Origin of the sequence: Pseudomonas sp. NPDC087029 (assembly GCF_044745345.1) — a bacterium.
Classification (GTDB): domain Bacteria; phylum Pseudomonadota; class Gammaproteobacteria; order Pseudomonadales; family Pseudomonadaceae; genus Aquipseudomonas; species Aquipseudomonas faucium.
This window is the reverse complement of sequence record NZ_JBIVAB010000012.1, coordinates 92,543-118,953: the sequence shown is the minus strand read 5'-3', so window position 1 is coordinate 118,953 and position 26,411 is coordinate 92,543. Positions and strand designations below refer to the sequence as shown.

The window sequence follows — 26,411 nt, the reverse complement described above, 5'->3', positions numbered from 1 at the left end:
GCCCGACAAGAAAAACAAGGGGAAACCGCATGAATGCTGGACGCTGCGCGCAACTCGCGCTCACCATCGCCGCCACGGCCTGTGCCTGGGCGGTGCAGGCCGACGACGCAGGCAAGGCCCTGAAGGCCGGCCAGGAATACCTGGTGACCACCAACTACCCGAACAACCTGCACCTGGTCGATGTGGCCAGCGACACGCTCTACAAGAGCTGCCCGCTGCCCGGCAAGTTCGGCCCCGGCACCGCGATGATGGCGCCGGACAACCACACCGCCTACGTGCTCAACAACCATTACGCCGACATCTACGGCGTGGACCTGGACACCTGCAAGACCACCTTCCACGCCAACCTGTCGAGCGTGCCCGGTGAAGTCGGCAAGTCGATGTACTCGTTCGCCATCAGCCCCGATGGCAAGGAGATCTACGCCACGGTCAACCCGACCCAGCAGCTCAACGACCACTACGTGGTCAAGCCGCCGCGCCTGGAGGTGTTCAACAGCGCCGACGGCGTCGATGCCAAGCCCGTGCGCACCTTCCCGATGCCGCGCCAGGTGTACCTGATGCGCGCCGCCGACGATGGCAGCCTGTTCTTCGCCGGGCCCGACATGTACAAGATGGACGTGAAAACCGGCAAGTACGAAGTGGCCCTGCCGCTGCGCAACTGGCACCGCCAAGGCTACAGCGCCCCGGACGTGCTGTACTTCTGGCCGCACCAGAGCCCGCGCCACGAGTTCTCGATGCTCTACACCATCGCCAAGTTCAAGGACGAGAAACAGGACCCGAACACCGCCGAGCTGCTGTACGGCTACCTGAGCGTCGACCTCAAGACCGGCAAGACCCACACCCAGGAGTTCGCCGACCTGACCGAGCTGTACTTCACCGGCCTGCGCTCGCCCAAGGACCCCAACCAGATCTACGGCGTGCTCAACCGCCTGGCCAAGTACGACATCAAGCAGCGCAAGCTGATCAAGGCGGCTAACCTGGAGCACACCTACTACTGCGTGACCTTCGACAAGAAGGGCGACAAGTTGTACCTGGGCGGTACCTTCAACGACCTGGCGGTGTTCGACCCCGACACGCTGGAGAAGGTGAAGAACATCAAGCTGCCCGGTGGCGACATGTCCACCACCACGCCGCAGGTGTTCGTCCGCTAGTTCGGTGTTGCCTCTATCGCCGGCAAGCCGGCTCCCACAGGAGGGCTCACAGCGCCCGGTGTGGGAGCCGGCTTGCCGGCGATAGGGCCGGTTAATCCACTACAAGAACAACAAGGCGATCGCCCATGACCCAGCCCAGCTACACCCAGGGCAACCAGGACAAAGCCCTGCTCAGCCACTGCATCGGCGACGCCTTCGACGCCACCGTCGCCCGCTTCCCCGACCGCGAAGCCCTGGTGGTGCGCCACCAGGCGCTGCGCTACACCTGGCAGCAACTGGCCGAAGCCGTCGACCAGCATGCCCGCGCCCTGATCGCCCTGGGCGTGCAGCCGGGCGACCGCTTGGGCATCTGGGCGCCCAACTGCGCCGAGTGGTGCATCACCCAGTTCGCCAGCGCCAAGGTCGGCGCGATCCTGGTCAACATCAACCCGGCCTACCGCAGCAGCGAACTGGACTACGCCCTCGGCCAGTCGGGCTGTCGCTGGGTGATCTGCGCCGATGCCTTCAAGAGCTCCGACTACCACGCCATGCTCCTGAGCCTGGTCCCGGGCCTAGCGCAAGGGCAGCCCGGCGCGCTGATCTGTGCGCGCTTTCCCGAGCTGCGCGGGGTGGTCAGCCTGGCCGTGGCGCCGCCGCCTGGTTTTCTCGCCTGGCACGAGCTGCAGGCGCGCGCGGCGTCGGTCAGCCGCCAGGCCCTGGCCGAGCGCCAGGCGCAATTGCGCTGCGACGACCCGATCAACATCCAGTACACCTCCGGCACCACCGGCTTTCCCAAGGGCGCCACGCTCAGCCACAGCAACATCCTCAACAACGGCTACATGGTCGGCGAGAGCCTGGGCCTGACCGAGCACGATCGCCTGGTGGTACCGGTGCCGCTGTATCACTGCTTCGGCATGGTCATGGCCAACCTCGGCTGCATGACCCACGGCAGCACCCTGATCTACCCCAACGATGCCTTCGACCCGCTAGCCACCTTGCGCGCCGTGGCCGAAGAAAAGGCCACGGCGCTGTACGGCGTGCCGACCATGTTCATCGCCGAACTCGACCACCCGCAACGCGGCGAATTCGACCTGTCGAGCCTGCGCACCGGGATCATGGCCGGCGCCACCTGCCCGATCGAGGTGATGCGCCGGGTGATCGACGAGATGCACATGGCCGAGGTGCAGATCGCCTACGGCATGACCGAAACCAGCCCGGTGTCGCTGCAGACCGGCGCCAATGACGACCTCGAGCGCCGCGTGACCAGCGTGGGCCGCACCCAGCCGCGGCTGGAAAGCAAGGTGGTCGATGGCGACGGCCACTGCGTGCCGCGCGGCGAGATTGGCGAGCTGTGCACCCGCGGCTACAGCGTGATGCTGGGCTACTGGAACAACCCCAACGCCACGGCCGAGAGCATCGATGGCGAAGGCTGGATGCACACCGGCGACCTGGCGGTGATGGACGAGCAGGGCTATGTGCGCATTGTCGGGCGCAGCAAGGACATGATCATCCGCGGTGGCGAGAACATCTATCCGCGTGAGCTGGAGGAGTTTTTCTTCACCCACCCGGCGGTGGCCGACGTGCAGGTGATCGGCGTGCCGTGCAGCAAGTATGGCGAGGAGATCGTGGCGTGGGTGCGTTTGCATCCTGGGCAGGTGGCCAGCGAGGACGAGCTGCGCGAGTGGGCGAGGGCGCGGATTGCGCATTTCAAGGTGCCCAGGTACTTCCGCTTTGTCGACGAGTTCCCGATGACGGTGACCGGCAAGGTGCAGAAGTTCAGGATGCGCGAGATCAGCGTCGAGGAATTATCAGTGGGTTGATGGGCTGTACCTGATGGCCCTATCGCCGGCAAGCCGGCTCCCACAAAAGGGCTCACATCGCCCTGTGTGGGCGCCCTCCTGTGGGAGCCGGCTTGCCGGCGATAGGGCCAGTACAGCCACCCCACCACTCAGCCCTGCAGCAAATCCGGGCTGTTGAAATTGCTCAACCGAGCATCCCCCTCGGCACATTCCAGCCCCTGTACCGCCTCCAGCAGCAGCGCCTTCTGCAAGCTTCGCTCACCCGCCGCCCAGGCCTGCTCCAGCGCCGGCAACAGCCTGCGCGGCAGCACGCTGAACATCGGCTGCCAATACCCACCCTGGCGCACCATGGCCGCACAATCATGGGCCACCGCCAGGCGCAGCAAGCCCTCGATCAACGCCCGGTCAATCAACGGCGCATCGCAGGCCAGCACCACCACCCACGCATGCCGCGCCGCCGCCAAGCCTGCGATCACCCCCGCCAATGGGCCAGGAAAGTCCGCTTCGGCATCGCCCACCAACTGATCGGCAAAGGGCCGATAGAGCGCCTGGTTACGGTTGCAGGAGATCACCACATCGTCGCTGAGCGGCCGCACCACCCGCTGCACATGCGCCACCAGCGGCTCGCCGCGCCATGCCAGCAGCCCTTTGTCACGGCCGCCCATGCGCTGGCCACGGCCACCGGCGAGGATGAGGATGGAGCAGGGGGGGAGTGCGTCAGTCATGAAAAAGGGTCCCGGGCGTCAATGCCCGGAACCCTCTCATTCAACGCAAGGCTTGTCCAGTCAGGCTTGGCGGGTTTCTGCCTGCTCGGCAGAGGCCGCTTTACGCCCGGCCAAGCGCATCACCACCACGAAGAACACCGGCACGAACACGATCGCCAGGGTGGCGCTGAGCATGCCGCCGATCACCCCGGTGCCGATCGCCTGCTGGCTGGCCGAGCTTGCGCCGGTGGCGATGGCCAGCGGCACCACGCCGAGGATGAACGCCAGCGAGGTCATCACGATCGGCCGCAAGCGCAGGCGGGCGGCCTGCACGGCCGCATCGACGGCGTCCACGCCCTGGTCCACCAGGCCCTTGGCGAACTCGATGATGAGGATGGCGTTCTTCGCCGACAGGCCGATCAGGGTGATCAGCCCGACCTTGAAGAACACATCGTTGGGCATGCCGCGCAAGGTCACGGCCAGCACCGCGCCAAGCACGCCCAGCGGCACCACCAGCAGCACGGCGGTGGGGATCGACCAGCTTTCGTACAGCGCCGCCAGGCACAGGAACACCACCAGCAGCGACAAGGCCATCAACAGCGGGGCCTGGCTGCCGGAGAGGCGCTCCTGCAGCGACAGGCCGGTCCATTCCAGGCCGGCGCCGGCCGGCAACTGGGCGACCAGGCGCTCCACCTCGGCCATGGCCTCGCCAGAGCTGTAGCCGGCGGCCGGCTCGCCGGAAATCGACACCGCCGGGTAGCCGTTGTAGCGGGTCAGCTGCACCGGGCCGCTGACCCACTTGGCCTGGACGAACGCGCCCAGCGGCACCATCTTGCCGCTGCTGTTGCGCACATGGATCTTCAGCAGGTCTTCGACCTGGCTGCGCTGGTCGCCTTCGGCCTGCACCACCACCCGCTGCATGCGGCCCTGGTTGGGGAAGTCGTTGACGTAGTTGGAGCCCACGGCGGTGTCCAGCACCGCGCCGATGTCGGCGAACGAGATGCCCAGCGCGTTGGCCTGGCGACGGTCGATTTCCAGCTGCACCTGCGGGCTTTCGGCCAGCGAGGCTTCGCGCACGTTGACCAGCACCTTGCTCTTGCGCGCACCCTCCAGCAACTCGTCACGCGCCGCCATCAGCTCGGCATGGCCCATGCCGCCACGGTCTTGCAGGCGGAACTCGAAGCCGGTGGACTCGCCCAGGCCGTCGATCGGCGGCGGCAGCACCGAGAACGCCACGGCATCGCGAATTTGCGAAAACGCAGCGCTGGCCCGGTCGGCAATCGACTGGGCGCTGTCGTCGGCGCCGCGTTCGGACCAGTCCTTCAAGGTGGTGAAGGTCAGCGCCGCGTTCTGCCCGCTGCCGGAGAAGCTGAAGCCGAGGATCACCGTGGTGTTGCCCACGCCCGCTTCCGCGGCGTTGTGCGCCTCGATCTGCGCGGCCACCTGCTCGGTGCGCATGCGGCTGGCACCCGGCGGCAGCTGGATGTCGGTGATGGTATAGCCCTGGTCCTCGGTGGGCAGGAAGGCCGTGGGCAACTGGCTGAAGCCGTAGCCCAGCACCGCCAGCAGCACGCCGTACACCAGCAGGTAGCGCCCGCTGCGCTTGAGCGCCTGGACCACCCAGCGCTCGTAGCCCTTGCTCATCGACTCGAAGCGCCGGTTGAACCAGCCGAAGAAGCCTTTGCGCTCATGGTGCTCGCCCTTGGCCAGGGGCTTGAGCAAGGTGGCGCACAGGGCAGGGGTCAGGCTCAGGGCGAGGAACGCCGAGAACAGGATCGACACCGCCATCGACAGCGAGAACTGCTGGTAGATGACGCCCACCGAGCCCTTCATGAAGGCCATCGGCAGGAACACCGCCACCAGCACCAGGGTGATGCCGACGATGGCACCGCTGATCTGGCCCATGGCCTTGCGGGTCGCCTCCTTGGGCGGCAGGCCTTCCTCGGCCATGATCCGCTCGACGTTCTCCACCACCACGATGGCATCGTCCACCAGGATACCGATGGCCAGCACCATGCCGAACAAGGTCAGCACGTTGACCGAGAAGCCCAGCGCCAGCATCACCGCGAAGGTGCCCATCAGCGCCACCGGCACCACCAGGGTCGGGATCAGCGTGTAGCGCAGGTTCTGCAGGAACAGGAACATCACCGCGAACACCAGCAGCATGGCCTCGAACAGGGTGTTGATGACCTGCTGGATCGACACCTTGACGAACGGCGAGGTGTCGTAGGGGATGTCGTACTTCACCCCTTCGGGGAAGTAGCGCGACAGCTCCTGCATCTTCGCCCGCACCAGGGTGGCGGTTTCCATGGCGTTGGCGCCCGGCGCCAGCTGCACGCTGAAGGCGCTGGCCGGCTTGCCGTTCAGGCGGGTGCCGTACTGGTATTCCTGGGCGCCGATTTCCACCCGGGCGACATCGCCGATGGTCACCGTGGAGCCGTCCTGGTTGGCCCGCAGCACGATCGCGGCGAACTCCTCGGGGGTGCTCAGCTGGCCCTTGACCACCACGTTGGCGGTGATTTCCTGGGTGCCGCGGGCGGGCAGGTCGCCAATGCTGCCCGGGGCCACCTGGGCGTTCTGCGCGGCGATGGCGTCGGCCACATCGTTGGGGGTGAGGTTGAAGCCGATCAGCTTGGCCGGGTCGATCCAGATCCGCATGGCGCGTTCGGAGCCATACAGCTGGGCCTTGCCGACACCCTTGAGGCGGCGGATTTCGTTCATCACGTTGCGCGCCAGGATGTCCGACAGCGCGGTTTCATCCAGGCTGCCGTCCACCGAGGTGAGGGTGCCCAGCAGCAAAAAGCCGGTGGAGACCTTTTCCACTTGCAGGCCCTGCTGGGTGACCGGGCGCGGCAGGCGCGACTCGACCACCTTGAGGCGGTTCTGCACGTCCACCTGGGCCAGGTCCGGGTGGGTGCCCGGCTCGAAGGTGGCGGTGATGGTGGCGCTGCCCAGGCTGCTCTGCGACTCGAAGTACAAGAGGTTGTCGGCGCCGTTGAGCTCCTGCTCGATCAGGCTGACCACGCTCTCGTCCATGGTCGCCGCCGAGGCGCCTGGGTACACGGCGTAGATTTCCACCTGCGGCGGCGCCACGTTGGGGTACTGGGCCACCGGCAATTGCGGGATGGCCAGGGCACCGGCCAGCAGGATGAACAATGCGACCACCCAGGCGAACACCGGGCGGTCGATGAAGAATTGCGGCATGGGTCAGGCCCTCACTGGCCGTTGTGCTGGGCGATGGGCTGGGCGCCGTCGACCTGTACCTGGTCGCCGGCCTTGACGTGCTGCAGGCCTTCGACCACCACGCGCTCGCCGGCGGCCAGGCCGTCGCTGACCAGCCAGCGGTCGCCCTGGGCGCTGCCCAGCTGCACCTGGCGTTCGCTGACGCGCGCCTGGGCGTCGACCACCAGCACCTTGGGCACGCCTGCGCTGTCACGCAGGATGGCCCGCTGCGGCACGCTCAGGCCCTTGGGCTGCAGCGCCTGGTCCAGGCGCACGCGCACGTAGCTGCCGGGCAGCAGGTCGAGGTCGGGGTTGGGGAACTCGCTGCGCAGGGTGATCTGGTTGGTGCTCGGGTCGACGCTGATGTCGGAGAACAGCAGCTTGCCGGGCAGCGGGTAGGCGCTGCCGTCGTCCTGGATCAGCGTGGCGCGCGCCTCGCTGGCGCCCACCTGCTGCAGTTCACCGGCCCGCAGGGCGCGGCGCAGGGCATTGAGCTCGCGGGTCGACTGGGTGACATCGGCGTGGATCGGGTCCAGTTGCTGGATGGTCGCCAGTGGCGTGGTCTCGTTCTGGCCGACCAGCGCACCTTCGGTCACCAGTGCGCGGCCGATGCGCCCGGAGATGGGCGCGGTGACCGTGGCATAGCCCAGGTTCAGGCGTGCCCGCTCCAGGGCAGCCTTGGACTCGGCGACCACGGCATCGGCCTGCAGGAAGGCGGCGCGGGCGTTGTCGTATTCCTGGCGGCTGACCGCCTTGTCGTCGACCAGTTCGCGGTAGCGCTGCTCTTGCAGGCGGGCCTGGTACAGGTTGGCCTCGGCCTTGGCCAGGGTGGCGCGGGCGCTGTCGTGATCGGCCTTGAACGGGGCCGGGTCGATGAGGAACAGCACGTCGCCCTGCTTGACGTCGCTGCCCTCGCGATAGACGCGCTTGAGCACCACGCCCGCGACCCGAGCGCGGACCTCGGCGGTGCGCGGGGCGAGGATGCGCCCGCTCAGCTCGGTGCTGATGGCCAGGGGCTCGAGCTGCAGGGTTTCTACCCGCACCTGGGGCTTGGGGGCGTCTTCGGGCTGTTCGGCGCTGTCGTTGCAACCGGCCAGGGAAACGGCCAGCAGCGCCACGAGCGCCACGGGGCGCAGGTGCGGGGGGAGGATGATAGGCATACGGATCTTCCGATGATGAGCCGGTGTATGCTACGGCAGCCGTTCCCTGGGTGCCTGTTAACAGCTGTAGGGCGTGTGTGAAAAAGTGTGAAGAATGAGCCTGCCCAGTTGTAGGATTCTATATTCTCCTTGGCCATCTGAGCGGTCCTCCCCTAATTTTTCTCAAGCGCCTATGCCCAATATTCTCCTGGTCGAAGACGACAGTGCCCTGTCCGAGCTGATCGCCAGCTACTTGCAACGCAACGATTTCCATGTACGGGTTATTGCCCGTGGCGACCATGTGCTCGACAGTTTCCACCGCGACAAGCCGGACCTGGTGATCCTCGACCTGATGCTGCCCGGCATCGACGGCCTGCAGGTGTGCCGCCTGCTGCGCCAGGCTTCGCAAAGCCTGCCGATCCTGATGCTGACCGCCCGCGACGACAGCCACGACCAGGTGCTGGGCCTGGAAATGGGCGCCGACGACTACGTCACCAAACCCTGCGAGCCACGGGTACTGCTGGCCCGCGTGCGCACCTTGCTGCGCCGCAGCAGCGTCAACGAACCGCGCCTGGACAACGAGCAGATCCTGGTCGGCGGCCTGCGCATCGACTTGGCCGAGCGCCTGGTCAGCTGGCGCGGCGAGGAGGTGGAGCTGTCCAGCGGCGAATACAACCTGCTGGTGGTGCTGGCGCGCAACGCCGGCGAAGTGCTCAGCCGCGACCGCATCCTCCAGCAATTGCGCGGCATCGAGTTCAACGGCACCGACCGTTCGGTGGACGTGGCCATTTCCAAGCTGCGCCGCAAGTTCGATGACAGCGCAGGCGAGGCGCGCAAGATCAAGACCGTGTGGGGCAAGGGCTACTTGTTCAGCCGCGTCGAGTGGGAGTGCTGAGGGCACATGCTGAAGATCCTGGTGCGCCTGTACCTGGTGATCATCGTCGCCTATGCCGGCGCGCTGCTGCTGATCCCCGATGCCATCGTCGGCCTGTTCCACGAGCGCTTCATGGCCTACAACCTGGACCAGGCCAAGGGCGTGCAGTCGCTGATCGTCCGCCAGTTCCGCCAGGCCCCGCAGGCGCAATGGCCGGCCGTGGAAAAGGAACTGGCGCAGGCGTTCGCGCCGCTGCAGGTCAGCCTGCTGCGCAACGACCAGGCCGATTTGAGCGCTGCCGAGCAGGCGCGCCTGGAGCACGGCCTGTTCGTGGTGCGCATCGGCGACTGGGGTTACTACCAGACGGTGCTGGCGCCGCTGGACAAGAACTGGCTGGTCAGCCTGCACGCACCGCCCGACCCGCTGGACATCAACCTGCTGTCCTGGGGTGTGACCGTGCTGATCGGCGCCGCCATGCTCGGCTGCCTGCTGCTTTGGGTATGGCCGCACTGGCGCGACCTGGAGCGCCTGAAGGAAACCGCCCGGCGCCTGGGCCAAGGGCAGATGGCCGAGCGCACGCACATTTCGCCGCATTCGAACATCGGTGAACTGGCCGGGGTGTTCGACACCATGGCCAGCGACCTGGAGCGCCACGTCAACCAGCAGCGCGAGCTGCTCAACGCGGTGTCCCACGAATTGCGCACGCCGCTCACCCGCCTGGATTTCGGCCTGGTGCTGTTGTTCGACGAAGTGCCGCCGAGCAGCCGCAAGCGCCTGCTGGAGCTGGTGGGGCATGTGCGCGAGCTGGACGAGCTGGTGCTCGAGCTGCTGTCCTACAGCCGCCTGTACAACGCCGACCAGGCCCGCGAGCGGGTCGAGGTGTCGTTGCTGGAACTGGTCGACAGCGTGCTTGGCAGTTTTGCCGAAGAGCTCGATGCCCGTGGCATTCGCTGGGAGGTGCAGGCCGAAGGCAAGCTGCCACGCTTCGTGCTCGACCCGCGGCTGACGGCGCGGGCGGTGCAGAACCTGGTGCGCAATGCCATGCGCTACTGCGATGAGAGCCTGCTGCTGCGCCTGCGCCTGGAAGAGGACGGCGCCTGCCTGCTGACGGTGGAAGATGACGGCATCGGCATTCCGGTGGAGGAGCGCGAGCGGATTTTCCAGCCGTTCTACCGCCTGGACCGCAGCCGCGACCGCAATACCGGTGGTTTTGGCCTGGGGCTGGCGATCAGCCGGCGGGCGATCGAGGGGCAGGGCGGCACCTTGACCGTGGCGCAGTCGGCGCTGGGTGGGGCGCAGTTCAGGATTCGTTTGCCTGCAGGCGGCTAGGTTGGCAGGCCCGGCCCTATCGCCGGCAAGCCGGCTCCCACAGGCATGTGCTGGCTAACTGTTTTCTGCAAGCCTGGCAGTCCACAGGACGAAGCGATCCTTGCCACTGTGCTTGGCCTCGTACAACGCCTGGTCGGCCTTGACCAGCGCCATGGTCAGGGTGTCCTCGCTGTCTACCCGCGCCAGCCCGATGCTGATGGTCACCGGGTGTTCACCCACATCCTCGCGTACCCGCCTGCACAGCGCCGCCACCTGCCGCTCGGCGCCTGCCTGGTCGAGCTCCTTGAAAAAGATCACGAACTCCTCGCCGCCAAGCCTGGCGAATTCATAGCCGCCCATGCTCGCCTTGATGTGCACCGCCACGCGCTTGAGCACCTCATCGCCGATGTCATGGCCAAAGCGGTCATTCACCTTCTTGAAGTTGTCGATGTCGACCATCGCCAGGTACTGCCCGGTAGGCGCGGCCTTCAGCTGGCGCTCGGCCTTGGCCATGAACGAGCGGCGGTTGGGGATGTCGGTCAGCACGTCGATGTAGGCCTGGTCCAGCAGCACCTTGGACATGTAGAAATTGTGCAGCTTGGCCTGGCGGATGCGCAGGTAGCTGTAGACCACCAGGCCGCTGAGGAACAGCGCATAGCTGATGAGCATGGCCGCTTCCAGGTCGGTCAGGCGGATGTTGGTGCTGAAGAAGGGGTTGAGCACGGCCCAGGTGATGGCCATGGCGCAGAAGAACGACCAGCGCCGCACCGGCAATACCGACACGCTGTAGAGCACGGTGGAGGTGCCCAGCACCAGCCAGACCGGGCGCAGTGCGATGGGGATGCCTTCGATGACCAGGCGCATGCCCAGGGTGATGACGGCGATGAACAGCAGGTTGAGCACGTCGAAGTGGTGGGACTTGCGGGTGAAGCCCAGCACCACCGTGAGGCTGCACATCAGCCCTACGAACAGGCCCGAGCGCCAGGTGAAGCCCTGGTGGCCCAGGTAGCTGACGATCAGGTCGAAGATCAGCCAGACGGCGATGCTGACGCAGAAGATCAGCTGGCAGAAACGCCGGGAGTTCTCGAATTCGTATTGGCGAAACTCCGAGCGCAACGCGGCGGGGGCGACTTGTTGGCGAACGTAGTCTTCGATGGTCCTGAGCATCGGGGTTTCCTTGTGCGGACTGCTTTTGCCTGGGCCGGCCCTATCGCCGGCAAGCCGGCTCCCACAGGGTAGGGGCCAGTTTGCCGGTGGCAGGGCCAGTACAGGCACTCAATTGAACGACAGGATACCCCGAGCCCAAGGCCGATAGCGCAATGCAAACACCGCTTCGGCATGGCACCCACCGCTCAGCCTGGGCTCACCCGGCTCGGCGCGAAACGCCTGCCCTGGTGCACTCACCTGGCGAAACGCTTCCCGCACCACGCCCACCCGGCACGGCAAGGCCTGCTCATAGCCCTGGCGCACCAGCGGCGGCAGCCGCCCGGTGCCGATGCCGTCCTGCCACCATACGGTCAAGCCCAGCCCGGCCAGTTCATCCAGCCACGCGGCGTTGACCCGCGGCGCCAGGTGGCCGGCGCTGAAGGCGCTGATATGCAGGGGCTTGTCCAGCTGCCGGTTGAAGGCCTGCAACTGCTTGAACAACGCCTCGCGGCGGCTGGCGTCACGAAAGTGCAGGTCATCCAGCTCCAGCGGCAGGTACCAGCCCGCCACCGGCAACTGCCAGTCCTTGCGCACCTGCTGGTACTGGCTCAGCGAGCGGCCCAGCTGTGCCTTCCAGTAGCTGCCCAGGCCATCGGCGTCCAGGGTTTCGATGCGCTGGTAGTAGGCCGGGTCCATGTACAACCCCAGCACCAACTGCAAGCCCTGGGCCTGGGCTTCGCGCAGGCTGTTCGCCAGCCAGCCCTGGGCACCGCCGAAATCGCTGTCGCCATAGGCGCTCCATTGCACGATCAGGGTCTTGCCGCCCTGGGCCACGGTGGCGCGCCACAGTTGCTGCCACTGGGCGGCGCTGACCCCGGCATCGCGGTTCAGCGGCTGGTAGAACAGGCGCTGGTCGGCCATGGCCGGCAGGCACAGGGCAAGTAGGCAAACGGCGAGCAAGGTACGCATCAGAAGGTCATCTCCGCGCCAACCAGCACGCCATTGGCGCGCTCGTAGAGGTTGCCACCCAGCGACTGCTGGTATTCGGCGCGCACTTTCAGCGAGCCGCGGTAGGCGTTGTAGCGGTCGTCGTCGAACCACCATTGCCAGCGCACGCCGACACCGGCGCGGGCATCCTGGCGCCAGTCGTTGCTCGGGTCTTGGCTTGAGAACTCGAAGAAGCCGTAGGGCATGAGGGTTTGCGGCGAATTGCCGGGCAGTTTCCAGGCATGGCCCTGCTGGTAGCGCGACAGCCAGGCGTGATCGCCGGCGCGGGTCCACCAGGCGGCATCGAGGTAGAGGAAGCGCTCGTTCCAGTCGTCCTCGTCGACCCGCCAGTCGTTGCGCCAGTCGCCCTGGTCGAGGAACGAGGCGGTGGCCCGCAGCAGCAGGTCGTTGCTCGACTCGGCATGGTGGCGCAGGTCGCCCCAGTTGCCGCCGACCTTGGCCGGGCTGAGCAGCTCGCCCAGGCTCAGGTTGTTGTTGTGCTCCTCATCGATCTGGCGCTGGTGGTAGAGCTCGGCATACAGGTTGAGGTTGGCCTGGCCCAGTGGCTTGTAGCGAAGGCCCACCCCGGTGCCCATGCTCTGGGCGTAGTCGGTGCGGCTCTGGCCGCCGAACAGCACGCGGCCATACACCGACAGGGTGCTGCCGTTGCGGCTGGGCTCCTCGCCCAGGGCGTGGTCCCACATGGCCAGCTGCACGTTCTGCGACTGGGCGCGGCGCGAGCTGCCGCTGCGCTGGCCGTTGTCGAGGAACTTGTCGTTGGTCGAGGTGCCGGCGGGCGACCAGGTGCTGGCCAGGGTGATGGTGTCACGCCGCGACAGCGCTTCATGGGCGCGCCGCTGGCGGTACTCGCGGGCTTTCAGGCTGCCGTATTCGTCGTCGCCGTCGACCAGGTTCTGCTCCACATCGAGGATGCGCCGCAGCTCGCGGCGGGCGGCGGCGCTGTCTTCGGCTTCGTCGTAGCGCAGCGCCAGGGTTTCACCCAGGCGGTAGTCCTCGGGGAAATCGCCAGTGGCCTGTTGCAGGAAGGGGATCGACTGGCGGCGCTGGGCCTTGTCCGTCGAGCCGGCCAGGCGCATCCCGTAGTCGGCGCGGTAGCGTGGCTGGTCGGGAGCCAGGCGCACCGCTTCGGCGAGCCAGGCCGTGCTCTGCGCGCTGTCGCCGGCCAATTGCGCGGTGCTGGCGGCGGCATAGTAGTGGTCGGCCCGCGGGTTGCTCGCCAGCGCCTGGCGCTGGAAGCCCAGGGCTGCCTGCAGGTCGCCCTGGCGCTGGGCGATGGCGGCGCCCAGCGCCCAGTCATCGGCGCTGCGGTGGGCGGCGGCATCCCAGTAGCGGCGGGCGCTGTCGGCATCGCCGAGGTTCAGTGCGCCGCTGGCGGCGGTCAGCCGGGCGTTGTCGGTCCAGGCGCTGTCCGGCAGGCTGCGCCAGATCGGCGCGGCCGCCTGGGAATCGCCGGCGGCTTCCAGTGCATAGGCCAGTGGCAGGCGGCTGCCGGTACCGTCCAGGCGCTCGGCGGCCTGGTAGTAGACCACCGCTTCACCGGGCTGGTCGGGCATGGCGCAACGGCCCAGGGCGCGCAACTGGCCCGCTTCGCTCGGGGTCGCCGGGATGGCCTGGCGCACGGCCGCGCACTGGCCGTTTTCGGCCAGCCGGGCGAGCAGTTGGGCGCGGGTATTGGCATCGACCCTGGGCACCAGGTTGAGCATGCGGCGGCTGTCCAGCGGGCCGTCGTTGCGGGCGTAGAGATTGCCCAGGCGCTGCAGCAGCGATGGCGTCAGCCGGCCTTGGCGGCGGTCGTAGGCCTGCTCGAGCAAGGCCCTGGCGCGCTCGCTCTGGCCCTGTTGCAGGAGCAGGAAGCTGGCTTGCTCCAGCGCCGCCAGGTCACCGCTCTGGCGGTAACGCCGCTCCCACTCGGCCGCCGTGCGCGGTTGCGGCGGTTGCACCGGGTCGCCATACAGGCGCTGCTTGAGCACGGCATAGGCGCGGGCATCGGCCGTGGCGGGGCAGGCCTTGAACTGCTCGCGGGCCAGCTCCGGGTCGTGCCGCGACAGCCAGTCCACGGTTTCCAGGCAAGGGCGCTGCAGCTCGTTGCTCAGGCGCCGCACCAGCACCGCGTCGTCGCCTTCGCGGGCCAGCTCCCAGAGTTGCTGGCGCAGCTCTGGCCGTTGCAGCTGGTCGCTCGGCAGGGCCTGCAGCGAGCGCTGCGCCAGCTGGTTGTGGCCCACGGCGATGGCGCGGTTGGCCATGGCCAGGCGCGCCTGATTGGCGGCTTCGGCAGAGGGCGCGCTGGCGAGCAGCTTGTTCAGCCCTTTTTCGTCGACCTGCTGCACATAGGCATTGGCCAGGCGCTGCCAGTCCTGCGGCGGCAGCTGGCCCTGGTCGGCCAAGGGCGCGAGCTGTTCGATGGTTTCCTTCCAGTTGCGCAACTGTTCGGCGAAGTTGGCCCGGGCCAGGCGCAGCACCTGGCCATCGTTGCGCGGTGGCAATTGGTTGAGCCAGTCCAGGGCCTTGGCGGCGCCGCCGAACTTGGCCAGGCTCAGGCTGTAGGCTTGCCACAGGCGCACGCGCTGGTTGCCGTCGGCGGCGGCCAGCCAGCTTTCCACCTGGCCCGCCGGCGGCGGGTCCTGCTCGATCCAGGTCAGGCGCAGCTCCAGCAGGGCGTCGGCATGTTCGGCGCCGTCGCCCATCTGCTCGGCCATGGCCTCGGCTTCCTTGTAGCGGCGCTGATGGGCCAGGGCCTCGACCAGCAGGGCGCGGGCCTCGTCGTTGTTCGGCACGCGGCCGAGCACGTGGCGGGTCAGGCGCTCCACTTCGGCCCAGTTGTCCTTTTTCGCTTCGCGGTAGCTGCGCTCCATGAACGGGTAGCTGGTGAAGCGCTGGAAATCGGTCATCGGCGCGGCCACGGCGGGGAGCGCGGCGCAGCACAGTAAAAGGCTGGTAAAGGTCAGGGTAAAGCGCGGCTTCATGCCACCTCCCGGATCAGGTCATAGGCGGCCTGCTGTTCGCTGGCCTGTTCGGCGAGGGCTTGTTCGAGCACCTGCTCGGTGATGATGCCGCGGGCGATCAGGTGTTCGCCGAGGCTCTCCTGCTCGGGGTCGAAGTCGATCAGCGCCTGGTTGAACAGGGTCACCGGAACCATGCCGCGCACCTGCAGCAGGGCGCCGAGCATGACCTGGTGGCTGCTGACCTGTTCGAGCAGTTCGGCGTTGTCCTGGTGCTGTTCGAGCACCTTGAGCATGTGCCGGGTTTCTTCCTTCTGCCAGGGGCTGGGGTAGTGGTAGCGCAGGCCCAGGGTGACCCGGCCCTGGGGCGCCAGGCGGTAGCTGACCGGGCGCTTGAGCTGGCGGCTGATCACCCCCAGCGAAACCTGGCTGACCGGGCTTTCGCTGGCCAGCACCAGGGTGTCGCCGTCCTCGGCCACCGGCAGTACGCCGTAATGGGTGGCCAGGCGCCGCGGCAGCGCGGCGATCAGCCGCGGGTCGAGCTTGAACGGGTTGAGCGGGGCCCAGGGCAGGTCGAGCTGCTCGGCCAACGCCTGCACCAGTTGCTCGCTGCTCAGCCAGCCGCGCAGCAGCAGCTCGCGGCCCAGGCGCCGGCGTACCGGGCTGTTGATGGCCTGGTCGAGCTGCTGTTCGCTGATGTACCCCTTGGCCACCAGGCGCTGGCCCAGTGGTGTGCGCGCAGGCGCAGCGATGGCGGGGAACTCGTGGGTGGTCTTGTCCCAGGCCACCCGGCGCGAGTCGCCCATCTCCATCACCTGGCGCAAGGCGCGCAGGTTGGCGAAGAAGTTGACGAAGTTGCTCCACATCATCCGCGGCGCCGACAGCAAGCCCTCGCCGATGCCGTAGTAGCGGGTGACGAACCAGCCGCGCTGGAACAGGCGGTTGATCAGCATCAGGCCGTTGAGCCAGAGCAGGGTGGTGAGCAGCTGGCTGTCGCTGAGGATCGACATGAACCGCCACGACTGCGGCGCGATCACGGTCACCAGCCACATGGCCAGCAGCACCAGCAGCAACAGGTTGACCAAAAAACTCAGCAGGTAGGCGAACAGGCCGCGGCGGTCACGCCAGAGGAAGTAGTTGAGCGCGCCGGTGCGGCTCCAGCCCAGGTTGCTGGTGCCCTGGAACACGATGCCGACGATCCACCGGGATTTTTGCCGGATGGCGTGCTGCCAGTCGCGCGGGAAGTGCTCGCGCACGCAGATCACCTGGGAGAACTCGCGGCTCATGCCCAGGCGCCACTCTTGCTTGAGGGTCAGCGCCGGGTCGGTGATGGAATAGCGGGCGAAGATGCACTTCATGCCCTTTTGCTTCAGGCGAAAGCCGATGTCGTAGTCTTCGGTGAGGCTCTGCACGTCGAAGGCGATGCCGTCGCCTTCTTCGAGCAGCGCGCTGATGGCGCGGCGGCTGAAGCAGGTGCCGACCCCGGCGCTGGGCACCTGGCCGGTGAGCGCCTCGCGCACGATCACGTCCTTGCCATGGTTCTCGGCGAACTCGTCCACATAGTGCCCGGCGGTGAAGCCTTTCCATTCCGGCGCATAGGGGTACACCGGGATCTGGATCATGTCCTTGGCCGGCAGCAGGTAGTTGAACAGGCGCAGTTCCATGGGCGAGATGACGTCTTCGGCGTCATGCAGGATGAAGCCTGCGAACTCGATGCGGGCATCGTCCTGGAAGCGCAGGATGGCGTCGATGATGTTGTTCAGGCAGTCGGCCTTGCTGGTCGGCCCGGGGCGGGCGCAGACCACTTTGTGCACGTTGGGGTAGTGCAGGCACACGGCGTCGACGTCGGCCTGGGTCTGTGGGTCGTTGGGGTAGGTGCCGACGAAGATCTGGTAGTTCTCGTAGTCGATGGTCGAGGCTGCCAGGCGCGCCATTTCGCCGACCACGCCAACCTCGTTCCAGGCGGGCACCATGATCGCCAAGGGCTTTTCGGGCACTTCGAACAGGCGTTTCTCGTCGGCCTTGTCGTACTTGTCGTAGATGCGGAATCGGCGGATCAGCTTGCGGCCCCAATAGCACAGGTCGATGAACAGGTCATCGAGGCCGAGCAGGAACATCAGCGTGGCGAGGATGATCGCGAGGATTTTGAGGCCGAACAGTACGTAGGTGAGAAAGTCGATGAAAGCCAGGCTCATGCGTCGTCCTGTTGGTTGGCAGTTTCCTCGAACCAGCGGCTCAGGCGCTCGGCGATGATTTCGCTGGCATGGCCGTCACCGAAGGGGGTGAACACGCGTGCCATGCGCTGGTAGGCGGCCTGGTCGTCGAGCAGTTGGCTGGTTTCCTTGACGATGCGTTCGGTCTGGGTGCCGACCAGCTTGACCGTGCCGCCCTCCAGCACCGAGGGCCGTTCGGTGACCTTGCGCAGCACCAGCACCGGCTTGCCCAGGGCCGGGGCTTCTTCCTGCACGCCGCCGGAGTCGGTGAGGATGATGTGCGCGCGGTTCATCAGCCAGACGAAGTGCTGGTAGTCCTGGGGCGGCACCAGGTAGATGTTGTCGCGCCCGGACAGCAGGCCATACACGGCCTTTTGCACATGCGGGTTGAGGTGCACGGGGTAGACGAACTGCACATCGGGGTGACGCAGGGCCAGCTCGGCCAGGGCCAGGCAGATGCGCTCGAAGCCGGCGCCGAAATTCTCCCGGCGGTGGCCGGTGATCAGCACCATGCGCTGGTCGTCGCGCAGGGCATGCAGCGGTGACTCGGCGGCGGGGTGCCAGGTGCTTTGGGTGAGGAATTCGCGCATCCACAGCAGGGCGTCGATCACGGTGTTGCCGGTGACTTCGATGTGCTCCGGCGGCACGCCTTCGCGCAGCAGGTTGTCGCGGCTCTTGGTGGTGGGGGCGAAGTGCAGGTCGGCGATCACCCCGGTCAGGCGCCGGTTGGCTTCCTCGGGCCAGGGTTGCTGCAGGTTGCCGGTGCGCAGGCCCGCTTCCACGTGGCCGACCGGGATGTGCCGGTGGAAGGCGGCGAGGGCGGCGATGAAGCTGGTGGTGGTGTCACCGTGCACCAGCACGATGTCGGGCTGCACCTGTTCGTAGGCCTTGTCGATCTTGTCCAGCAGGTCGCGGGCCAGGCCGTTGAGGGTCTGGTTCTGGGTCATCACCTTGAGGTCCTGGTCGACGCTCAGGCCGAAGGCGGTGAGCACCTGGCCGAGCATCTCGCGGTGCTGGCCGGTGGAGCAGATGTGCAGGTCGATGTCTGGCCATTCACGCAGCACCCTGGCCAGCGGGGCCATCTTGATCGCCTCTGGGCGGGTGCCGAATACCATCATGACGGTGTTAGCCATTGTCTTGTTTCCTCGTTCGATTCCCCGGACGAAGCTGTAGGATTTGTGCCGCTAGCAATGGATAGATACAAGCAGTCAAGCGCGGGGTTGTCCAATGCACGGCCGTTCGCGGTCAGCGCCTGGGCTGAGCGAATCGGGGTGGGGGTTGGTTGCAGGGCGGGGCTGCCGGGTGCCGGAGAATGGGTGTCGCTGAAACGTTTAGTCTAAATATTTTTAATTGAACGTTCAGTCAAAAATGTATTTCAGGCTTTTTCTTACAAGCAGCTTCTTGTAATTTGGCAGGTCATTTCCAAACGGAGCTGCACATGCAAGGCAAGGCACGCAAGATCGTCCAGGCCATTCTCTACGAGGCGATTGCCGTGGCCTGCGTGGCGCCGGCGCTGGAGCTGGCGTTCGATGCGGGCATGGCCCAGTCGACCCTGTTGTCGATCCTCATGTCGGGCATCGCGATGAGCTGGAACATGGCCTTCAACTGGGCGTTCGAACGCTGGGAGGCACGCCAGCCCAAGCGCGAGCGCACGCTGCTGCGCCGCTTGCTGCATGCCCTGGGCTTCGAGGGCGGGCTGGTGCTGCTGTTGCTGCCGCTGGTGGCGTACTGGCTGGACGTGAGCCTGTGGGCGGCGCTGCTCACTAACCTTGCGCTGTTCGTGTTCTTCTTCGTCTACGCCTTCGTGTTCCAGTGGGGCTTCGACAAGGTGTTCGACGTGCCGCTTTCGGCCCAGCAAGCCAAGTGTTGACTTGCCGCCAGCTTGCAGGATAAGTTCCCACCCCATGAACACTTTCCCGCACGTGAACGCGATTATTATTACCGCCATTATCAGTTTGGCGGGCTAGCGCGTACGTGCACCGAACCCGCCCTGGAGGCGGGTTTCTTCTCTCTGACTCCTGGGCAACGCAAATAAAGCCAAGGAGTTGCACCCGATGACCAGCCTCAACGTCAGCCCCCGCACACCGCTCACCCCGCAGCAGCTGCTGTCGGAGCAGGTGCGCCGCATTCTCTCGGCGCCGGTGTACGACCTGGCCATCGAAACCCCGCTGCAGCTGGCGCCGGCACTGTCGGCCAGCCTGGGCAACCAGGTGCTGCTCAAGCGCGAAGACCTGCAACCGACCTTCTCGTTCAAGATCCGCGGTGCCTACACCCGCCTGGCGCGGCTGAGCACCGCCCAGCGCGAGCGCGGGGTCATCACCGCCTCCGCTGGCAACCACGCCCAGGGCGTGGCCATGGCGGCGGCGCGGCTGGGCATCAGGGCGACCATCGTCATGCCCACCACCACCCCTTCGCTGAAGGTCGAGGGCGTGCGTTCACGCGGTGGCCAGGTGGTGCTGCACGGTGAAAGCTTCCCCCATGCCCTGGCCCACGCGCTGACCTTGGCCGACAGCGAAGGGGCGACCTTCGTGCCGCCGTTCGATGACCCCGACGTGATCGCCGGGCAGGGCACCGTGGGCATGGAAATCCTGCGCCAGCAGCCGGGGGCGCTGGACGCGATCTTCGTGCCGGTGGGTGGCGGCGGGCTGGTGGCCGGCATCGCCGCCTACGTCAAGTACCTGCGCCCGCAGGTCAAGGTGATCGGCGTCGAGCCGCAAGATTCCAATTGCCTGCAGGCCGCGCTGGCGGCCGGTGAGCGGGTGATCCTGGCGCAGGTCGGCACCTTTGCCGATGGCGTGGCGGTGGCCCAGGTCGGTGCCCATTGCTTCGAGCTGTGCCGGCATTTCGTCGATGAAGTGATCACGGTCAGCAGCGACGAGCTGTGCGCGGCGATCAAGGACATCTACGACGACACCCGCTCGATCACCGAGCCCTCCGGCGCCCTGGCGGTGGCCGGGATCAAGAAGTACGTGGCCCGCGAAGGCGTGCAGGGGCAGACCCTGGTGGCCATCGACTCCGGCGCCAACGTCAACTTCGACCGCCTGCGCCATGTGGCCGAGCGTGCCGAGCTGGGCGAGCAGCGTGAAGCGATCATCGCCGTGACCATCCCCGAGCAGCCCGGCAGCTTCCGCGCGTTCTGCCAGGCGCTGGGGCGCCGGCAGATCACCGAGTTCAACTACCGCTATTACCCCGGCAAGGAGGCGCGCCTGTTCGTCGGCGTGCAGACCCACCCGCAGCACGACCCGCGCGAGCAACTGCTGGCGAGCCTGGGCGAGCAGGGCTACAGGGTGCTCGACCTGACCGACAACGAACTGGCCAAGTTGCACGTGCGCCATACCGTGGGTGGGCATGCGGCGCCGGGCGCGCAGGAGCGGGTGCTGCGCTTCGAGTTCCCGGAGCGGCCGGGGGCGTTGCTGGGCTTTCTCGAGCGGCTGGGCAAGCGCTGGAACATCAGCCTGTTCCATTACCGCAACCATGGCGCGGCGCAGGCCCAGGTGTTTGCGGCGCTGGAGGTGCCGGTGGAGGAACAGGTGGGGTTGCCGATGGCGCTGGAGGAGATGGGGTATCGGTATTGGGATGAGACCGAGAACCCGGCTTATCGGTTGTTTCTGGGGTAGTGCGGTGGTGTCGGTACTGGCCCCATCGCCGGCAAGCCGGCTCCCACATGTACAGCGCTGTGCCTGTGGGAGCCGGCTTGCCGGCGATGGGGCCAGCGCGGCCGCTAGCGCTCGCGCATGAAGAACCCGGCCACATACTTGCGGAAGGTCTCCAGGCTCTTGAAGTCGGCATAGCGCTTGAAGTTCTCGGCATCCGGCTCCGGCCCCAGCGGCTGCTCCAGCAGCGACACCGACAACACCCGGTCCTGGTCCGAGGTCAGCACCAGCTCATCCATCACCTGCCCGCCAATCACCGGCCGGCGCATCTGCACCTTCACACCCTTGCCGGCCATCCAGTCGATCAACGACACCAACGCCTTGAGCGGCTCACGTTCCTCGTCGCGATACACCGGGAACAGGTGAGCCCGCGACAGCACCGGCACGCTGGCCACATGGATCAGCTCGTAGAAATGGCTGCCGGCGGTGGCCGGCGAATACAGGGCCAGGGCCAGCAGCGGGCCGGATGCGCGGCTGCCGCCCCAGTACAGGTGGTGCCCCTGGAAGTCGAAGCCATCCTCGCTGCGGTTGTTGAACAGCTTGCGCCCGCGCACCTGGTCGACGCAGTCCAGCAGCAGCCCGTGGCGGCGGTGGTTGCCGAACACCGTGGCCTCGCGCAGGCGGGCTTTGAGCATCATCATGTGCTTCATGTCCAGCCGGGTTTCCAGGTAGTTGCTGGCGGGCACCCGTTCGAGCAGCGGATATCGGCTGGCGACGCTGCGCAGTTCGGCGAACTGGGCAGTCAGGTCCTTTTTCAGGTGCGTGGCGTACAGGTTCAGGCCGCTGGTCTCGATCCAGGTCAGCAACAGCGACAGCAAACGCTGCTGGTCGCGCCGCTCGCTGCCCTCGCCACTGCCTTCGAGGCCATCGCTGGCCCTGGGGAAGTCAGCGATCAGGCGCAGCGGCGTATCCGGCGCCAGCCAGGCGGCCGGGGCGCTGGGTTGGGCCTCGCGCTCGGCGGCCTCGCGTTCGTCCTTGGTGAAGGGGCAGCCGGGGGCGTGCTCGGCGGTGCCGGGGTTGTTCTTGAGAAACAGCGTGCCGGTGTTGCCATTGAGGGTGACATTGAGCACCGGCAACGCATCCTTGCGGCAATCGCAGGCCAGCCACTGGTTGGCGCTGCGCACTTTCATCAGCAGCTGGTTGGCCTGCAACAGGCGGGGGCCGACGAGGTTGCCGCCGGCGAAATCCGCCAGCAGTTCCTCTTCGGCCGGTGTCAGGCTGCGCACCTGCGCGGCGGTCTTGTCGATGATTCGCATGAAGCAGCTCCCAGCTACGAGCCCCAAGCTTCAGGCAAAGTCGCGCCGCTTTCAACGTGTGGTTCAGCTGCCAGCGAACATTTTCGCGGCGCGGGCGCGGATTTCCTCGGGGCTGAGGTCTTCCTTGTGGGTGGAGACGAACCACAGGTTGCCGAACGGGTCTTTCAGGGTGCCGCTGCGGTCGCCATAGAACTGGTCCTTCACTTCATGCATCTGGGTGGCGCCGGCGGCCAGGGCCTGGGCATACACCTTGTCGCAGTCCTCGACGTACAGGTGCAGGCCAACGGCGGCGCCATTGAGTTTCTGGCTGGCGGTGAGGCCGCCTTCCATCTGGTCGCACGGGTCGGCGAGCATCATCGACGAATCGCCGATCTTCAGCTCGGCATGGCCGACGCGGCCGTCCGGGCCTTCGAGGCGGAACATCTCCACGGCGCCGAAGGCCTTCTTGTAGAACTCGATGGCCTTGGCGGCGTCCTTGATGGCCAGGTAGGGGGTGATGCTGTGCTGCCCTTCGGGAATGGGTTTGACTGCCATGTTCGGTACTCCTCTGACGGGGTTGCGAAGGGGGCACGTGGCGCGCCCCTGTTGCATAGAGTCGTTTGCAGCCCTGGAAGATCGACAATCCTGCTAGACCGATTGTCTATAAACAGCCGCGCCTCAGAAGATGTAGTCGGTGGTCAGGAAGCTCGATTGGCGGTTGCGGATGATCTCGCTGATCAACTCCTTGTTGGCCTCCTGGAAGCGGGTGGCCACCAGGGTGCGGATCGAGAACACGCGCAAGGCGTCATGCACCGACAGGGTGCCTTCGGCGCTGTTCTTGCGGCCGTTGAACGGGTAGGTGTCGGGGCCGCGCTGGCACTGGGCGTTGAGGTTGATGCGCCCGACCTGGTTGGCAAAGATGTCGACCAGGCTGCCGATGGTCGCCGGGTCGTTGCCGAACAGGCTCAGTTGCTGGCCGTAGTCGGAGTCGAGCACGTAGTCGATCACCGTCTGCAGGTCGCGGTAGGGCACCACCGGCACCACCGGGCCGAACTGCTCCTCGTGGTACACGCGCATGTCGCGGTTCACCGGGTACAGCAGCGCCGGGTAGAAGAACGAGCCGCGGCTTTGCCCGCCGCCTTCATTGAGCACCCGCGCGCCCTTGGCGGTGGCATCGGCCACCAGGCCTGCGAGGTAGTCGACCTTGCCCGGTTCCGGCAGCGGCGTCAGGGCCACGCCCGGCGCCCAGGGCATGCCCGGCTTGAGCGCGGCGAGCTTGCGCTGGAACTTGTCGAGGAACGGCTCGACCACATCCTCGTGCACGAACAGGATCTTCAGCGCCGTGCAGCGCTGGCCATTGAACGACAGGGCGCCGGTGACGGCCTCGTCCACGGCGTTGTCCAGGTCCACCTGGGGCAGCACGATGCCGGGGTTCTTGGCATCCAGCCCCAGGGCCGCGCGCAGCCGGTGCGGGCGCGGGTGCAGCTTCTTCAAATCACTGGCCGCCTTGTGCGTGCCGATGAAGGCGAACACGTCGACCTTGCCGCTGGCCATCAAGGCGCTGACCGTTTCCCGGCCGCGGCCGTAGATCACGTTGATCACCCCCGGCGGGAAGCTGTCGCGAAAGGCTTCGAGCAGCGGGCGGATCAGCAGCACGCCGAACTTGGCCGGCTTGAACACCACGGTGTTGCCCATGATCAGCGCCGGGATCAGCGTGGTGAAGGTTTCGTTCAGCGGGTAGTTGTAGGGGCCCATGCACAGCGCCACGCCCAGGGGCGCGCGGCGGATCTGGCCGAGGGTGCCTTGTTCGAGCTCGAAGCGGCTGGAGCGGCGGTCGAGGTCCTTGAGGGCGTTGATGGTGTCATTGATGTAGTCGCAGGTGCGGTCGAATTCCTTTTCCGAGTCCTTGAGGTTCTTGCCGATCTCCCACATCAGCAGCTTGACCACCGCCGTGCGTTGCTCGCGCATGCGCGCCAGAAACTGCTCCACATGCTGGATGCGCTCGGCCACGCGCATGTTCGGCCAGCTGCCGCGGCCCTTGTCGTAGGCCTGCACGGCGGCGTCCAGGGCCGTCAGCGCGGTGTCGGCATCGAGCAGCGGGGCGCTGCCGAGGATGACCTGGCGTTCGCCATCGGCGTGCTTGAGCCACACCGGGCTGCGCACCGTGGCCAGCGGGCCGTCCCAACGGCGCAGCTCACCGTTGACCAAATAGTCGCGTTGCTCCAGGGGCTCGCCCAGGTGCCAGGCCTCGGGGATGTCGTCTGGGCTGGGAAACAGCGAATCGAGCAGGGAGTCCATGGGTGCCGCACCTCGCATGTCTAGGCAGGTGAATCGCTTCAGCTTCGAGCATGCACCTGGCCAAAGAAAAATACCAGTCTGGCTCAATATTGCCGGGCGTGCGCCGATACAGGAGCAATCGACCGCGTTCGCAGGCCTATGATCCCGTCCAACTCCCCGCTTTCAGAAGAGCAGAAACCGCCTGTCGGTCGCCTGCGCCAAACCCTCTGCCGCTGGTTGCCGGCTGGCCTCACCGTGGCCGGCGTCGGCCTGTCGGTGCTGCTTGGGCAGGTGGATGTGCAGCGTCAGCCGGCCGGCACCGAGGCCTACGTGCTGACCTCGCCACTGTTCTGGTACGCCCTGGCCTGCACCGGCGTGACGTGCCTGTTTCTCTGCCAGACCCACCGCAAGCAGCGCCAGTTGCAGCAGCGCAACCGCGAGCTGCGCCGCTCCCAGTCGCAGCTCGAACGCCTGGCCCATTACGACACCATCACCGGCCTGCCCAACCGCGTGCTGTTCCAGCAGCAGCTGACCGAAGCGATCGGCAAGGGCGATGGCCTGGCCGTGCTGATGCTCGACATCGACGGCTTCAAGCAGGTCAACGACAGCCTCGGCCACCCCATGGGCGACCTGCTGCTGCAGCAGGCCACTGCGCGCTTTCTGCAGGAACTGGACAGCGCCGACCGCCTGTGCCGCCTGGGCGGCGATGAATTCGTGTTCATGCTGCGCGGCACCCAGGGGCAGATCAGCCACCAGCTGGCGCACTTGCTGCGCTGCCTGCAGCGGCCGTTCGACCTCAACGGCAACGCCGCGCTGGTCACGGGCAGCATTGGCCTGGCCTGGTGCCCGCAGCATGGGGCCGATGTCGGCAGCCTGTTGCGCCATGCCGACACCGCCATGTATGTGGCCAAGGAAAGCGGGCGCAACACCTGGCGCCCTTACCACGGCGACATGACCGCACGCCTGCAGCAGCGCCTGGACCTGGAGCGCAACTTGCGCCGGGCCTTGCAGGCCAACGAGTTCGAGCTGTGGTACCAGCCCAAGGTCGACCTGTTCAGCGGTTGCCTGGAGGGCGTCGAGGCGCTGCTGCGCTGGCGCGACCCGGCCCACGGCCTGGTGCCGCCCGCCGAGTTCATCCCGCTGGCCGAACGCACCGGGCTGATCATCCCGCTGGGCGAGCGGGTGCTGGAACTGGCCTGTGCGCAGATGGCCGCCTGGCGCGACCAGGACCGGGTGCCCGGGCCGATGGCGATCAACGTGGCGGCGCTGCAGATCGAGCGCAGCGACTACGTCACCAGCCTGGCCCAGGCCCTGGAGCGGCATGGCCTGCCGCCGAGCCTGCTGGAAGTGGAAATCACCGAAAGCCTGTTGATGGAAAGCCAGCAGCAGGCCTGCGCGGTGCTGGCCCAGTTGCAGGCCATGGGCGTGACCACCGCGGTGGACGACTTCGGCACCGGCTATTCGTCACTGGCCTACCTGCGCGCATTGCCGATCGACCACTTGAAGATCGACCGCGCCTTCATCAAGGACCTGCCGGACGATGACGATGCCGTGGCGGTGGCCCGGGCGATCATCGACCTGGGCCATGCGCTGGGCTTTCGCATCACCGCCGAAGGCATCGAGACCCAGGCGCAGTACGACTTCCTGCGCAACGCCGGCTGTGACCAGGGCCAGGGTTACCTGCTGGCGCGGCCGATGCCGGCGGCCGACCTGGCGCGCTGGCTGGCGGCGCGCCGCGAGCAGGGCCGCCAGGCCGGCGCCTGA

Annotated in this window: 18 protein-coding genes; 7 read left to right on the top strand and 11 right to left on the bottom strand. The window is 66.8% G+C overall.

What is annotated here, in order from left to right:
- Positions 1-29: 29 nt before the first annotated feature.
- Together peaD and ACIPG5_RS18910 are read left to right on the top strand one after the other, a co-directional pair.
- Positions 30-1,151, top strand: a complete 1,122-nt coding sequence (gene peaD, locus ACIPG5_RS18915) for a quinohemoprotein amine dehydrogenase subunit beta (RefSeq protein WP_236236260.1) — start codon at positions 30-32, stop codon at positions 1,149-1,151.
- A 125-nt stretch (positions 1,152-1,276) separates the two neighbouring features.
- Positions 1,277-2,950 (top strand): fatty acid CoA ligase family protein, encoded by a 1,674-nt coding sequence (locus tag ACIPG5_RS18910; RefSeq protein WP_401377073.1) that lies wholly within the window; start codon positions 1,277-1,279, stop codon positions 2,948-2,950.
- 128 nt (positions 2,951-3,078) lie between these two features.
- Here ACIPG5_RS18910 and mobA read toward each other — a convergent pair whose 3' ends face one another.
- Genes mobA through ACIPG5_RS18895 form a run of 3 tightly spaced genes read right to left on the bottom strand, consistent with a single transcriptional unit; the run spans position 3,079 to position 8,015 of the window.
- Positions 3,079-3,654 carry a molybdenum cofactor guanylyltransferase MobA gene (mobA, locus tag ACIPG5_RS18905; RefSeq protein ID WP_401377070.1) on the bottom strand — a complete coding sequence of 192 codons (576 nt, stop codon included), beginning with the start codon at positions 3,652-3,654 and terminating at the stop codon, positions 3,079-3,081.
- A 60-nt stretch (positions 3,655-3,714) separates the two neighbouring features.
- Positions 3,715-6,837 (bottom strand): multidrug efflux RND transporter permease subunit, encoded by a 3,123-nt coding sequence (locus ACIPG5_RS18900; protein ID WP_401377067.1) that lies wholly within the window; start codon positions 6,835-6,837, stop codon positions 3,715-3,717.
- Positions 6,838-6,848: 11 nt separating this feature from the next.
- Positions 6,849-8,015, bottom strand: coding sequence for an efflux RND transporter periplasmic adaptor subunit (locus ACIPG5_RS18895; protein ID WP_401377065.1), 1,167 nt, complete (start codon positions 8,013-8,015; stop codon positions 6,849-6,851).
- A gap of 172 nt (positions 8,016-8,187) precedes the next feature.
- On the opposite strand from ACIPG5_RS18895, the gene ACIPG5_RS18890 reads away from it, so the two are divergent.
- A complete protein-coding gene (locus ACIPG5_RS18890; RefSeq protein WP_176517533.1) occupies positions 8,188-8,889 on the top strand; it encodes a response regulator transcription factor in 702 nt (233 codons plus the stop codon).
- Between the two features lie 6 nt (positions 8,890-8,895).
- Positions 8,896-10,197, top strand: coding sequence for an ATP-binding protein (locus tag ACIPG5_RS18885; RefSeq protein WP_176517532.1), 1,302 nt, complete (start codon positions 8,896-8,898; stop codon positions 10,195-10,197).
- A 54-nt stretch (positions 10,198-10,251) separates the two neighbouring features.
- Here ACIPG5_RS18885 and ACIPG5_RS18880 read toward each other — a convergent pair whose 3' ends face one another.
- From ACIPG5_RS18880 to wecB, 5 genes are all read right to left on the bottom strand, one after another.
- A complete protein-coding gene (locus ACIPG5_RS18880; protein WP_401377061.1) occupies positions 10,252-11,343 on the bottom strand; it encodes a GGDEF domain-containing protein in 1,092 nt (363 codons plus the stop codon).
- 108 nt (positions 11,344-11,451) lie between these two features.
- The gene (locus tag ACIPG5_RS18875) at positions 11,452-12,291 is read right to left on the bottom strand and encodes a DUF4434 family protein (RefSeq protein ID WP_401377059.1); all 840 of its coding nucleotides are present in this window, start codon (positions 12,289-12,291) and stop codon (positions 11,452-11,454) included.
- Positions 12,291-15,293 (bottom strand): phage receptor, encoded by a 3,003-nt coding sequence (locus ACIPG5_RS18870; protein ID WP_401377056.1) that lies wholly within the window; start codon positions 15,291-15,293, stop codon positions 12,291-12,293. Before ACIPG5_RS18870 ends, ACIPG5_RS18875 begins: the two co-directional genes overlap by 1 nt.
- The gene (gene nrfB / locus ACIPG5_RS18865; protein ID WP_401377053.1) at positions 15,290-17,464 is read right to left on the bottom strand and encodes a cyclic di-3',5'-guanylate-activated glycosyltransferase NrfB; all 2,175 of its coding nucleotides are present in this window, start codon (positions 17,462-17,464) and stop codon (positions 15,290-15,292) included. The genes ACIPG5_RS18870 and nrfB overlap by 4 nt, the downstream gene beginning before the upstream one ends.
- Positions 17,461-18,615, bottom strand: coding sequence for a non-hydrolyzing UDP-N-acetylglucosamine 2-epimerase (wecB, locus tag ACIPG5_RS18860; RefSeq protein WP_236193775.1), 1,155 nt, complete (start codon positions 18,613-18,615; stop codon positions 17,461-17,463). The genes nrfB and wecB overlap by 4 nt, the downstream gene beginning before the upstream one ends.
- Positions 18,616-18,920: 305 nt before the next feature.
- Between wecB and ACIPG5_RS18855 the strand changes: the two genes are divergently transcribed.
- Together ACIPG5_RS18855 and ilvA are read left to right on the top strand one after the other, a co-directional pair.
- Entirely contained in the window at positions 18,921-19,352 is a 432-nt protein-coding gene (locus ACIPG5_RS18855) for a PACE efflux transporter (protein WP_176518355.1), read from the top strand.
- A gap of 184 nt (positions 19,353-19,536) precedes the next feature.
- Entirely contained in the window at positions 19,537-21,099 is a 1,563-nt protein-coding gene (ilvA, locus tag ACIPG5_RS18850; protein ID WP_401377049.1) for a threonine ammonia-lyase, biosynthetic, read from the top strand.
- A gap of 104 nt (positions 21,100-21,203) precedes the next feature.
- Here ilvA and ACIPG5_RS18845 read toward each other — a convergent pair whose 3' ends face one another.
- From ACIPG5_RS18845 to ACIPG5_RS18835, 3 genes are all read right to left on the bottom strand, one after another.
- Positions 21,204-22,391: a hypothetical protein gene (locus tag ACIPG5_RS18845; RefSeq protein ID WP_236236273.1), complete on the bottom strand. Its 1,188-nt coding sequence runs from the start codon at positions 22,389-22,391 to the stop codon at positions 21,204-21,206.
- 63 nt (positions 22,392-22,454) lie between these two features.
- A complete protein-coding gene (locus ACIPG5_RS18840; RefSeq protein WP_236236274.1) occupies positions 22,455-22,925 on the bottom strand; it encodes a VOC family protein in 471 nt (156 codons plus the stop codon).
- Positions 22,926-23,048: 123 nt separating this feature from the next.
- Positions 23,049-24,668 (bottom strand): NADP-dependent glyceraldehyde-3-phosphate dehydrogenase, encoded by a 1,620-nt coding sequence (locus ACIPG5_RS18835; RefSeq protein ID WP_176516171.1) that lies wholly within the window; start codon positions 24,666-24,668, stop codon positions 23,049-23,051.
- Positions 24,669-24,806: 138 nt separating this feature from the next.
- Between ACIPG5_RS18835 and ACIPG5_RS18830 the strand changes: the two genes are divergently transcribed.
- On the top strand, positions 24,807-26,411 hold the full coding sequence (locus ACIPG5_RS18830; RefSeq protein WP_401377045.1) for a putative bifunctional diguanylate cyclase/phosphodiesterase: 1,605 nt from the start codon (positions 24,807-24,809) through the stop codon (positions 26,409-26,411).